Annotated in this window: 8 protein-coding genes and 2 pseudogenes; all 10 read right to left on the reverse strand. The window is 32.9% G+C overall.

Features of this window, described 5'->3' with window-relative positions; translation table 11 throughout:
* Positions 1-39: 39 nt before the first annotated feature.
* Positions 40-1071 carry a flavin-containing monooxygenase gene (locus NKG37_RS02760; RefSeq protein WP_016205121.1) on the reverse strand — a complete coding sequence of 344 codons (1032 nt, stop codon included), beginning with the start codon at positions 1069-1071 and terminating at the stop codon, positions 40-42.
* 126 nt (positions 1072-1197) lie between these two features.
* A pseudogene (locus NKG37_RS02765) lies at positions 1198-2436 on the reverse strand (IS1182 family transposase); the annotation flags it as partial.
* Positions 2436-3143: pseudogene (locus tag NKG37_RS02770) on the reverse strand (cation diffusion facilitator family transporter); the annotation flags it as partial. The pseudogenes NKG37_RS02765 and NKG37_RS02770, both read right to left, overlap by 1 nt.
* Positions 3144-3434: 291 nt before the next feature.
* Complete coding sequence (locus NKG37_RS02775; protein ID WP_016205124.1) at positions 3435-4295, reverse strand: copper resistance D family protein; 861 nt, start codon at positions 4293-4295, stop codon at positions 3435-3437.
* A gap of 231 nt (positions 4296-4526) precedes the next feature.
* Positions 4527-5126 carry a copper resistance CopC family protein gene (locus tag NKG37_RS02780; RefSeq protein WP_016205126.1) on the reverse strand — a complete coding sequence of 200 codons (600 nt, stop codon included), beginning with the start codon at positions 5124-5126 and terminating at the stop codon, positions 4527-4529.
* A gap of 436 nt (positions 5127-5562) precedes the next feature.
* On the reverse strand, positions 5563-6093 hold the full coding sequence (locus NKG37_RS02785; RefSeq protein ID WP_016205127.1) for a copper resistance CopC family protein: 531 nt from the start codon (positions 6091-6093) through the stop codon (positions 5563-5565).
* A 343-nt stretch (positions 6094-6436) separates the two neighbouring features.
* Entirely contained in the window at positions 6437-6733 is a 297-nt protein-coding gene (locus tag NKG37_RS02790; RefSeq protein ID WP_016205128.1) for a hypothetical protein, read from the reverse strand.
* A gap of 363 nt (positions 6734-7096) precedes the next feature.
* Positions 7097-11059, reverse strand: a complete 3963-nt coding sequence (locus NKG37_RS02795) for a PKD domain-containing protein (RefSeq protein ID WP_254415765.1) — start codon at positions 11057-11059, stop codon at positions 7097-7099.
* Between the two features lie 325 nt (positions 11060-11384).
* Positions 11385-12431, reverse strand: a complete 1047-nt coding sequence (locus tag NKG37_RS02800) for a hypothetical protein (RefSeq protein WP_016205130.1) — start codon at positions 12429-12431, stop codon at positions 11385-11387.
* Between the two features lie 341 nt (positions 12432-12772).
* On the reverse strand, positions 12773-13273 hold the full coding sequence (locus NKG37_RS02805; protein ID WP_016205131.1) for a hypothetical protein: 501 nt from the start codon (positions 13271-13273) through the stop codon (positions 12773-12775).
* Positions 13274-13280: the final 7 nt, after the last annotated feature.

Consider the following 13280-nt stretch of genomic DNA (forward strand, 5'->3'; position numbering starts at 1 on the left):
ATACAAGTAAAGTCCATCCTCTTCCCTTAAACAACTTTTCTATTTTATTTTTGCAACTATATATTCTGCATCGTATCCAACTCCTTGAAGTAAAGCAGAACCACGTCTATGCTGCCACGGTAAACCTATAAAATATAGACCTTTAATATTGGTAACGCCTCGTTGATGAATTAGTTTTCCATCCTTATTGTATAAATCATCTATGTTCAGCCAAGGTAATGAATTTGTAAAACCAGTAGCCCAAATAATATTGTTAACTTCTAGTGATGATAAATCTTTAAATATTACTTTATCGCGATTTATAACCATTACTCTTTCTTTTAATTTCACCTTATTTCGTTTAATGGCATCTCTCAGTTCGAATCCAAATATAGGATCACCCTTTTTTTGGATGAACCCTCCCAATAAAGAATTCTTACTTGCACTTAAAATTCCCAATTTATCAAACCACCAGAAAATGCTTTTTTGTTTAAAAATTAATGGCAAGAATACTAATTTATTACTATGTGCCAAGTATGTTTCTTTTTCTTCGGATAGTTCAACTGCTATTTGAGCACCGCTATTTCCACCGCCTACAACTAAGACATTCCCATCCTTTAACTGCTGTGGATTTTTATACTGAGAAGAATGCACTTGATAAATCTCATTAGATAAATCACTGGAGAATGACGGTATCATAGGTGTTTGAAAGGGACCTGTGGCAATAACTAGATTACGTGTCGTGTACGTATCTCTATTTGTACATACTACAAATTCCTCTTCTTGTTTTGTTATACTTGTTACTACTGTTTGAAATTTAATAGGTAGTTCAAACTTTTTAACATATTGTTTCAAATAAGAAGCTACCTCATCTTTTGTAGGGAACCCATGCTTATCTCCTTCCATTGCAAAACCAGGTAGAGAACTATATATTCTAGGAGTAAATAAAATCAAGGAATCATATCTGGACTTCCAACTCTCCCCTATTTCTTTTCCTTTATCTAAAATAAGAAAATTCATACCCGTTTCTTTTAAATAATAACCCATGGAAATACCAGCCTGGCCCGCTCCAATAACTAGTGTGTCCAACATTGTATTTATCCCCCTTAATATATAACAAGAGGCTGGGACATAACTAGCCTCTAAAAAAGAGAAAAGTGAATTTGAGGTACTCAAATTCACTTTTCTCTTTTTTTTCGTGTTAATTCTTCTATTATCTTAGTTAATGGCAGTGAATTTTCTTAAATTCACTGCCATTAATGCGAGGCCCATTTCGTTTTCCACCTTCGATTTTCCTCGTACAGAAAATCGAGTGAAACGCAAATTAGCCTTCAAGAATCCAAAAACTGGTTCCACATCGGTTTTGCGTTTTCGATAGATGGCACTCGTTTTCTCTTCTGAAAGCTTCGCTCTCACATATTCTTTTTGCTGTTCCCATTTTTTGTTCACCATTAGTTTTCGATTGTTTCCTTCTTTTGCCTTGGTACATGATGAACGGAATGGGCATCCTGAACAGTCTTCGCACTCGTAGATTTTGAAACTCCTTTGGAAACCTGTAGCGTCGGTTCGGACAGAATGATATTGAAATTCTAAACGTTTCTGATTAGGGCACGTATATGTATCGGTTTCTTGATCATATACCCAGTTATCAGGATTAAATGTATTTTGTTTGTACTTTTTCTTTTGTTCCTTCAAAAACATGTTATATGTTATCAGTGCTTCTCGGTTTCTGTTTGAGAGAATATCACTAAAGTTTTGTTCACTACCATAACCTGCATCTGCAACAATATGTTTCGGTAACTCGAAATAATGTTGCTCTATCTCATCTAAAAATGGAATTAACGTACGTGTATCTGTTGGGTTTGGAAATAAACTATAAGCAAGCGCATATTGACCTTCCGTTGCGATTTGTACATTGTAACCAGCTTTCAATTGCCCGTTTTTCATATAATCATCTTTCATTCGCATAAATGTCGCATCTAGATCTGTTTTAGAATAGCTATTACGTGGTCCAAAGATTGTAAAATCCTGTTGGTACTTCCGTTTTCTCAAGACAAAATCAATCAACTGTTTACGCACTTGTTTCGGGTATTTTCGTTCACTTCGTAAGGCTTTTCGTTCAGTAACGTCTGAAGATTCTTCAATTTGTTTATCATATTCGGTCACTACTTCGTCTACTTTTTGAACCATTTGAGTGAGCTCTCCAAATGATAGCTGTTCATCACTTTTCCGTTCAATTTGGGGTATGATTTCGTTCTCAAGCAACTCATTGTACAACTGGTTTGACTTATCAATTAAACTCTGATGAAATTTCTCAATCGCTTTCTTCCAGACAAACGTAAATTTATTCGCATTCGCTTCAATCTTTGTACCATCGATAAATATCGCTTCTTGATCGATCAGTTTTTCTTCGATCAATTGGCAGCGAAATTGGATGAAACATTGACGAATTAAATCTGTATTCCTGGTGTTTTACTAACTGTGGTAATAATGTCCTCTACGTCTACATTTGAAGGAGTTCCTTCCATAAGAACGTGAATAGCATCTTTGGTTACATAGTAACCACTTCTTAAAATAAGAGCAGCTACTAATACACTTGCCAATGGATCTGCCCAACCCCATCCAAAAAACATGATAAGCAATGCAGCTATTATGGCACCAACTGAACCAAGCATATCACTAATAACATGTAAAAAGGCACCACGCATATTTAAATTGTTTTCTGTATCTCCATTTCGCATCATAATCCAAGCTACCAATATGTTAACAAGTAAACCAATAATACTAATATAAAGCATACCTGTTGTTGCTACCTCTGGTGGATTGGCAAAACGGTTAATTGCCTCATAAAAGATATAAAGAGAAATAAGTATTAGAGTAACTCCATTTATAACAGCTGCTATTATTTCAAAACGTTTATACCCAAAGGTTTTACTATGACTAGCTGCTCGCTCCCCTAATTTAAATGCTATGAGTGCAATCAACAATGAAATGGAATCACTTAACATATGTCCTGCATCGGATAGAAGCGCAAGACTATTTGTAACAACTCCTCCTATTGCTTCAATTACCATGTAACTCGTAATAATAATAAAAGAAATGAAAAGCACCTTTTTGTTTGATCCACCTGTATGATTATGACTATGACTATGATCATGCCCCATTATAATAATACCTCCTTAATAAAACATCTGATTATATACTACCCCAATAAAATAAATGAATGTATTTTAGCGCACACTCTTGAAACTAAAAGATGTTATATATTCTTCTTATTACAATATATGAACATATATTCATATAATTATTATATACTCGTCTTTATTAAAAGTCAAAAAAATTCTATAATATGTAAAATCTAAATTAAAAAAGGGAAATAATCCATAAGATAAAAAAGATCAATTCATTAATTGAATTGATCGAAGGAAATAGGAACTTTTCTTCCAATTAAGTTTTTATTCCATGCTAAGCATTAATGAAATATACAAACTAATAACGGACAGGAGACACATACAGAACGATAAAATCACATGCCTTTTATTTATAAAGGAAAGTACTAATAAAACCAAAAAAAGTAAAGCAAATATTAACAGTATGATACTGTTTAAATGAATGCTTATTTGCACCTGTATATCAGGTACAACATCTCCTCTAAAAAAGAGTGAAGTCATTTTGGAAATAGTTTCATTTGTAATAGCTGTTTCTTTTGGCGGTGATTGTTGACCTAATGCCGCTGTTGCAGAAAAAATCAACAATATAACAATACTTTCTACCTTTACCCATGACCTCGGCTTAAATTTTATATCTTTTTTTAATTTGTTTCTAATAAGAACTCCATTGATCATTGCATAGACAAGTAAAGGAATAATCAAAAGATGTTTCAATAATAATGCTTGCCCATAAGGTATCATCCATGAATTAAAGTAGCTTTCATAGTCAACAACAAGGTCCATTAATAAAAAACCAGATATTATTGTCAAACCTAAACAAAAGATAGCAGTTGGTGTAAACCAACTTAAAAATGGAAGCCAATTAGATTCGCCTTTGGAAAACCAACTAACTACAAGAATTACACCAACCCAAACACTGACTGCTGTAAAATGGACAGTATCACTAAAAAATCCTTTAATCGGACTTATTGAACTAGCATGACTTGACCAACCCATGGAACATATTAAGATAAAGGTAAGCAATATCCCTATAAAGTTGTGCGACTTCTTTTCATTATCAGAATGTAACAAAAAGAAGAAGAATATAATAGAGACAATAAAACAAAAGAACCAGGATTTCCCTGTTTCAAAAGTTAATAAAACCAAAGGTAAAGCCTCTAAGAACCCACGTAATGAACTTAAGTACAAGATGAGTTGCAAAACGGGTATAAATGAAAATATTACTATCCCCCCGAGGGAGAATAGTAATATTTTTTTAGGTACATGCACCACTGGTCGGTGCTTATTAGGTACAAGATCGAGAATAAAGCTCCCCATTAGCATGGCATAACAAACATATAACAAAGCTTGAGTAAGAGTACCTATAATCACCATTTTTTATTTCTTCCTTTTTATAATGAAGGCCGCAGCTATGATAAGAAGGATAATTCCTACTAAGATTATTATTGCAGGAATTAAAACAGTGGAAGGGTCTGAATTTCTCTTTTCATAAGCAGCATGTTCCTCAGGAGTCATGGAGGAATGATCCACTTCTTCCTGTGATTCGTCTTGTGTGGATTCCTCCGTTACAGATTCATCTGTTGCTTTTTCCTCCGTTACACCAGTATTTTCTTCTTCTGTAACAGGCGAATCAACTATAAATGAATATTCCCCTTCTATAACATGCCCGTCTACTCCAATAATTTGCCATGTTACATCATAGTTATCATTCTCCAAAGGTGAAGACAACCTTCCAGTCATTTGGTCATCTGATAACTCAATATTTTGAACGGAAATTTCCTTTCCGGCTGAATTCACAAGAGTAAATGTACTTCCCTGTTCAATTTTCGTCTCAAATGTGAGTGTTAATTGATTAAATTCTTCCTTTACTGTCTCCCCATTTTCTGGTGAAGAACTTTTTAAACCTGTATGTGCAAAAGCATTATTTGCATTTAGAAAAAACAATCCTACTAAAAGTAAAGAAATGACTTTCTTCATCGTAACCCCCTATGAATTTATATTATATTTGTAGAAAAAACATTAACACTATTTTAGTAGTGCTATCATTATTATACATAAATTAAAATTTATTAAATGTGTCTATTTATTGAAGTTTTATTTTTACATATGAATTATATACGGACATACGTTTTACGAGCCTGAAAAATTCGAATCATTCTTATTATGATACACTAGTAGATCACCACTTGATGCCTCACCCTTCGGGTCCTTAAATACAATAAAGAAATAATGAAAGTTATATGTAAATAAGGATGCAGGTAAAAAAGGGAACTTCTGACTGGACAGAAGTTCCCTTTTTTACCTGCATCTTCTATATAAACACATAACATACTTTAACTTTTGATTTAATTCTTTATATTGAAAAGTAAGTAATTTAAGTACTGACAAAAACCAATATTTAAAGTGCGTTTTGTTAAAGTTCTTTCCTTATTAACCATATAACCACAATTGCAAAGATAAGAAATAGCCCCATTAATGTTACTAAGATGTTTTTGTCATCTGTATTTTCACTTATACCATCATTATTATTTTGGACTTGGCTTTTTTCCTCTTCATTAGTGATTTGCTGAGTTGTATTTTTTTCTCCCTCTTTTTGTTCTATTTGTACAAGAAAGTTAATTTCACCTCTTATTGGATGACCATCTTTCCCGACAATATACCATTCAATCTTATACGAGCCATTGTCTAAAGGTTCTGTTAAGGTTCCAATCATTTTTTTGCTTTTAACTTCAATATCAATAAACGAAATTTCGGTTCCATCCTTCAAAAGTTTCATTGTGCTTATTTCGTTTATAGTTGTATTAAAATAAAGGTTAATTTGATTGAATTCCTCGGTTAATATTTCTCCTTCTTTTGGATTAGATGATACAATGCCTGAATGAGCACTAACAATTGAAGGTGATATCATTAATATACATAAAACGAAAAACAGAAATTTTTTCACGATATATATTCTCCTTTCTGCATTCTTAATATGTTCATATGTATTATCTAAGGAAATGTGACAAATACATTAACTAATGAAACCCAATCATTATATTTTTTATTTTGTGGAAGTATACCCAGATCCAAAAAGTAAAGTAGCTGCTATTCGTAGGTTTGTGAAGAAATTCACTTAAACTATCCTGCCCCTATAGCGACAAAAGAAGCATCTTATTTATTATAGGAATGTAGCACGATCTTTCTAAAGAATTTTTCATTAGGTTTTATTGATAAATGTTAAAAACACCACTAGAGCAAAAATAATAAACTTAGGGAAACACTATTTAGGACTTGCTACTCAAGATTTATTCTAAGAATGGTTTAATTAATTCCTGAATTTCGTCGTCATCCAATCTCTCGGACATTTCTTCGAAGAACTCTCCAACCGGTAATAATTCCACTGAAAAATCCTTATATAGCTCTTTAGAAACATGCTTTAAAACTTTATAGTACTCTGCAGCTAGTTGATATAAATCATTCTCTTTGGTATCCCTTTCTGGTAGTAACCTATTAAATATATATAACCTTTCAATAGTCATCTCATAGTTATTTAGCAGGGCAGTTATTGGGTCTGGAATTGAAAGTGTTTTTATTTCAGTCATGTATATCCTCCTTCGCATATATCTACATAATTTCTAAAAAGCGAAATTTTCATTATAAATCTGATTTACTAGCCATATGGATTACATCATCTTCTGTTAAATTTAGTAAGTTCATTCAAATATTCACCAAAAAATATGTAAATCCTTCTTTAACTCTCCTGCCCCGTTAGTTCTAGAAGAACTGGCAAGATTACGATGAATACTATTCGTTTTTAAATAACTTTATTGTTTATTAAACAACTATATAGTTGTTTAAAGGGACATTATTATTCGTGAACACCAATATAAATAAAAAAACCAGTATTAACAATAGTTTGTTAATACTGGTATTATGACAAGCCATACTATAATTGACCACATTAATTAAAATTTGCGATGATATCTAGATGAGTTAAATGCGTTATCAATTATATTTATTTTAACGGTATCCTTTTTAATTACTCCATTCTTATACTTTACTTCAAATTCAAATTTAGCTTCTCCTACTTTCAACATAGTTGGATAGTACTGATGTTTTTCTTCATAAAGCGAACCATTATACAATATATTAGTTACTTTATTTAAATCAACAGGAGAGGTAGTATTTTTGTTATCCATTTGAACCGCGGATAAAGTACTCTTTACATAAATAGTTTCATAAGGTGAAGTATCTGCTTCAAGTAAAAACTTTTCACCACTAAAAAATTTATCTAGTGTATTTCCAAGTTTCTCATGCTTTTTCTTCCAATCGGCTGTATGATTTACATGTCCTTTTATGATTAGTGGTTTAGCATAAAAGGATATATCTACAGTCGTTTTATCATGGCCATCATCCACTTCGGTAGTAAAATCATAATTCCCTACGTCTGGAACAAAAACATAACAAACCTCTTCACCAGAGTTAATATTTGATTTTGTTAAAACGGTTTGTTTATTCCCATAATCCTTTTCTAAAAATAATTTAACTGTCATTGGTTGTTTATCTAAATCAATTACTTTTATACAAACATTTACGGTATCACCTTCATATACATCCTTTGGTGTATATGTAAGAGTAACTTGTGGTGGTCTATTGGTAATCTTTAGAGTTTTCTCTTTTGTACCTGTAGCTCCATCATCATCTGTAACAGTTAATTTTATTTTATAATCTCCCACCTTAGTGAAAATATTTTTAGGATTTTTTTCAGTCGAGAATTTGGTCCAAGTCGTTTTATTTGGTTCCTGATATTCCCATATATTTGTTAATGGATCACCGTCTGTATCAAATGACTTGTTAGTGAAAGAGACAGTGGTATCATTATAAATGGTTGTTGGGTTCCAAGTAAAATCCGCAACAGGAGCTCGATTTTTAACAGTAACATTTTTAGTCACGTTGTGACTAGCTTCTCCGTCTGAAACCGTTAATCGGACTTTCCAAACCCCTTTCTTATTTAAAGTGTAAGAAGGGTCCTTAGAAGTAGAAATAGTACTCCAGGTAGATTCATTTGGCTTCTGAGCTTCCCACTTATACGTTAAAGAATCTTTATCAGCATCGGTAGACTTATTAGTAAAAGAAACGGACGTATCATTATAGATGGTACTAGGATTCCAAGTGAAATCTGCTACAGGTATCCTGTTTTGAACAGTAATGTTTTTAATCACATTATGACTAGCTTCTCCGTCTGAAACTGTTAATCGGACTTTCCAAACCCCTTTCTTATTTAAAGTGTAAGAAGGGTCCTTAGAAGTAGAAATAGTACTCCAGGTAGATTCATTTGGCTTCTGAGCTTCCCATTTAAACGTTAGAGAATCTTTATCAGCATCCGTAGATTTATTAGTAAAAGAAACGGACGTATCATTATAGATAGTACTAGGACTCCAAGTGAAATCTGCTACAGGTATCCTGTTTTGAACGGTAATGTTTTTAGTCACATTATGACTAGCTTCTCCGTCTGAAACCGTTAATCGGACTTTCCAAACCCCTTTCTTATTTAAAGTGTAAGAAGGGTCCTTAGAAGAAGAGATGGTACTCCAAGTAGACTCATTTGGCTTCTGAGCTTCCCATTTAAACGTTAGAGAATCTTTATCAGCATCCGTAGATTTATTAGTAAAAGAAACGGACGTATCATTATAGATGGTACTAGGATTCCATATAAAGTCAGCAACCGGAGTTCTATTCTGCACAGTAACATTTTTAGTTACGTTGTGACTAGCTTCCCCATCTGAGACAGTTAAACGAACTTTCCAAACGCCCTTTTTATTTAGAGTATAAGAAGGTTCTTTTGAAGTGGAAATGCTACTCCAAGTAGTCTCATTAGGTTTCTGAGTTTCCCACTTATACCTTAGAGAGTCACCGTCAGCATCTGAAGATTTATTACTGAAGGAAACAGAAGTATCATTGTAAATGGTACTAGGACTCCAGGTGAAATCAGCATTCGGCGCTCTGTTTTTTACAATAATATTTTTAGTCACATTATTGCTTGCTTCCCCATCGGAAACAGTTAGACGAACTTTCCAAATCCCCTTTTTATTTAGGGTATAAGAGGGATTTTTAGAAGTCGAAATCGTACTCCAATTAGTGTCATCAGGCTTTTGAGTTTCCCACTTATACGTTAGAGAGTCACCGTCAGCATCTGAAGATTTATTACTGAAGGAAACAGAAGTATCATTGTAAATGGTACTAGGACTCCAAGAAAAATCGGCAGCTGGTGCTCTATTCTGTACAGTAATATTTTTAGTTACATTATGGCTGGCCTCTCCATCTGAGACAGTTAAACGAACTTTCCAAACGCCCTTTTTATTCAAAGTATAAGGAGGGTCTTTAGAAGTAGAAAATGTACTCCAGGTAGTCTCATTAGGCTTTTGAGTTTCCCACTTATACGTTAATGAGTCACCGTCGACATCTGAAGATTTATTACTGAAAGAAACAGAAGTATCATTGTAAATGGTACTAGGATTCCAAGTGAAATCAGCTATTGGAGGTCTATTAATAACATATAAGGCATGACCGACAACACTTTCATCTTCTCCATCAGAAACAGTGAGTTTAAAGGTGTAGTCTCCCTTTCCTATAGTGAAACTTGACGGCGTTTTTGCAGTAGACACAGTCACATAATTACTATCTGCGCTGCCATATGGTTTTCTTTCCCAGCGATATGTTAAAGAATCTCCGTCAGGATCTGAAGAACTATTAACCATCTTGATTGGTGTATCATTATAAATAGTATTGGAAGGATCCCATTCCCATTTTGCAACAGGAGGCCTGTTATTTACATATAAAGCATGTCCAGCTTCTGCCTCTTCTTTTCCATCAGAAACTACTAATTTAAAGGTATACTTTCCTTTTGCAATCTTAAAGCTAGATGGCGTTTTAGCAGTTGATATTTGAACATAATTACTATCAGCTGATCCATATGGTTTCCTGTACCATTTGTAAGTTAAAGGGTCGCCATCGGGATCAGACGAATTGTTTATCATTTTGACAGTTGTATCATTATAGACGTTATTGGAAGGATCCCATTCCCATTTTGCAATAGGAGGTCTATTTGGTTGAAATGATAATTTAGCTTGATCTCCTTTAAAAGTAAAATATGCGGTATTTGCCCATTTGGTTTTATTACTATCATGTGGACTTCTAACTCCATACCAAACAGCTGTTTGTGATTCTTCAAAATCGACTTTTGTATAAGTTTTCCCTTGAGTGAAGTATCTGTTATTACCTAATTCATCAATGACAGAGGGTGCACTTTCTCTGGGCGTTTTCCTTCGTAATACACCTTCTGCATTCATTTCTAAGGTATTAGTATTGGTACCACTTGAAAGCGATAACTTTCCTCCCTCATATGCTTTATTACTAAATTCGAAAGGAAGAATAAGTGGCGTATACACAATTTGATTTTGCACTTTTTTAACGATAAATAAATCCCAATTAGCTTTTTCTTTTTTATTGAAAAGCTCTTCTAAGGGTAAATAAGCATTAAAACTTACATCTTGATATTTCATATTGCAATCATCGTTCCATCTATTTGTTGCACTAGATGGACATTGGTTCCATATGCCAGCCCCTTGATTATTATATTCTAGATCCTCAGTTGCATCTAAACTTCCTTGAACTGTTTTATAAATTTTTACTGTGCCGATACCACTATCACCAGATGATTTTCTAGCAACTATATACGTATCTTGGTTAGAAGAGGTATGTTCACGATGTCCAAATAATACTGACCAACCCGAAAATCTAATATATTTTTGACTACCTTTCCCAAAATTTTTTGTTGTAACTTGATAACCATTTGTAACAAACTTGTCTGAATATACATCGTAAACTATTTTTCTTCCACTAGTCATAGTGAAATCTTTTGATCCCATTAGGTTATTCCAATTATTCTTAACCGTTGATGAAACATTATATATATCTTCATCACCAGTACTTGCGTGAGCATGATGCTCTTGAATAAAAAGTAAAAATAAAAAAATAAAATAGGAATCAGAAAAAAAATCTTTGCATTTCTCATTTAAATCCCGCTTTCTATTCTTTGTAAAAAAATTAACATTTCACCTCCTAATAATAAAAAACGACCCAAAACTAAAGCAGTTTATTAAACTACTTCGTCTTGGGTCGTTCCCATTTAATATAAAAGTTTATATTAAATATTTTAAAGCAAATTAAATGGGGAATCAATAAATAACAAGTTTAAATTTTTAATTTTTTCTTTCTAATAATGAAGATTACTGCAGCTCCGATAATTAGTACTCCTACTACCGAAATAATTATTGGGAGTTTACTAGATTTAGACTCATCTTCATCTAGAATTGAAGAACGAGTTGCTTCTTCTTTAATATTATCATTGTTTTCATTTGTAATATTGGTATCCATGTTATCTTCCTTGTTTTCAGTAGAAGGGTCGTTTTTATCAGAACTTTCTTTTTTCTGCTCAGTTTCCATTGTGCTTTCTTTTGTTTTATTATCATTTTTATCAGTAGATGTATTACTTCCTTCCTTTATCTTTGTTACAGAGGCAACAACTTTATTTTCCTCGTTATTGCTTCTATCGGAAGAACTACTTTGACTTGATTTTGATGAACTATTGGAAGAAGAACTGCTGTTTGTTTTTTTACTTTCTGAATTATTGCTTGTTCCACTTGATTTTGATAGATTAGTTGAGTTGCTTTTACTAGAACTCGATTTTGAAGTATTAGTTGAGTTATTTTTACTAGTATTGGTATTGCTTGAATTTTTACTACCTGTAGAAGTAGAAGGTTTTGTTGCTTTATTATCAGAATTCGGTTGTGTAACCGGTTTGGACTCTGGTTTAGGCTTTGGTGCAGGTTTAGGGTCTGGTTTAGGCTCAGGCTTTGGTGTAGGTTTAGGTTCGGGCTTTGGCTCAGGCTTCGGTGTAGGTTTAGGAGTTGGCTTAGTAGCAACCCTGTTAATATAAACCGTTAATTCTGCATGAGTGTGTTTATCTGAAAAAACGGGTACTATAAACTTTTGACCACTTTTTGTTACAGATTGATGAACCCCACCAAAAATATTAAAAGTATCTGCAGCCTTTGCATAATATCCATACACTATATCTCTGCATAATCCACTTGCATTTGCTGGGTTAGCTTGTGTAGCCTTATCTGAATTAATTGTCATGCTACAGGATGCTAAAGGTAACTCATCTGCAAGCAAATGCACTGGTTTTAATACTCCTAAAATTAGTATTAATGTTAATAACGTTATTACTCTTTTCATATAAATTTCCCCTCTCAATTTTTTTACTTTATTTTTTGTCCTTTATAAACGAAAAAAAGCGATCCAATGGGACGTTTTAATGGATCAGAGTATAATCACCCTAATCAACTTCTAAAACATAGTCCCAAAGAACCGCATCTTTTTTCATTAATCGAATAGCCATTGATGGCACAAAAAATAAAAAATAGTATTGATATGCCTTAATTATACCCGGTTCTTAAGATAATTTCATTATAAAAGTAAAAAAAATTGGTTGTTTTAACCATGTTCACTGTTTATATCGGATAATTTTGGAATATTAAAAGAAAAAACCATACAATTAGCATGGTTCTTTTATCCTGTTATTTATTTTTATACTCATAAACCGCTGCTTGTCGTATCATTGCAAGATCTCCTTTGAACCAGCGGGGGCTTTCAGTAGTTACAATGGCAATTACACAAGGACCTTCTACGTTTTCGAATACCTGGTAGTTATCGTTATAATATACAAACGGATAGGTCCTGGATATACTATCATCAATAAATTCTAGATGAACTAAGTACAATTCTTTCTGAAAAAAAGAGTTTGCGGTAGGTGTATAAACATAGCCCTGAGAACTTTTAAGTTTTAAATTATTATTTAAACTATTTTTAAGATTTTCTAATGATTTTTCTTTATCAAAGATTATCTTTCCTTCAGATAATGCAGCTGGATTAATCGCAAGACCAGCATCATGAACTGCTAATTCTAAAGAGTTCTTTAATTGTCTAGAAGCGGTTTTGTCTGTATCTAAATTAAGCTGTAATTGCATAATTAATGCAAAAAGTAGTGCAAATAATAAAGTTCTTAATGTTGTACTCATTATATAC

It is taken from the genome of Niallia sp. RD1 (genome assembly GCF_024219955.1).
In the GTDB taxonomy this organism is placed as follows: Bacteria; Bacillota; Bacilli; order Bacillales; family Cytobacillaceae; genus Niallia; species Niallia alba.